General features: G+C 37.2%; 1 tRNA gene. It reads left to right on the forward strand.

The features are described from left to right. Positions 1–45 precede the first annotated feature (45 nt). Positions 46–121, forward strand: a tRNA-Ala gene (locus tag M3166_RS19175). Positions 122–261 lie beyond the last annotated feature (140 nt).

The following is a 261-nucleotide window of genomic DNA, read 5'->3' on the forward strand; positions in this document are numbered from 1 at the left end:
GGCCCACCATATAAATTCTTTATATAACCTCTTAATACTAATATTGGGGCCTTAGCTCAGCTGGGAGAGCGCCTGCCTTGCACGCAGGAGGTCAGCGGTTCGATCCCGCTAGGCTCCACCAATTTTATTAACTTGTTCTTTGAAAACTGGATAAAACGACATTGAAAGCAATAAATCAAATTTCTATTTTATAGATTTTTAAACAAGTCAAGCAATTGACGTGTAAACTTAAATCTTGGATTTTATCCAAGTGTTAACTTT

It is taken from the genome of Solibacillus isronensis, assembly GCF_023715405.1.
Lineage (GTDB): Bacteria > Bacillota > Bacilli > Bacillales_A > Planococcaceae > Solibacillus > Solibacillus isronensis_B.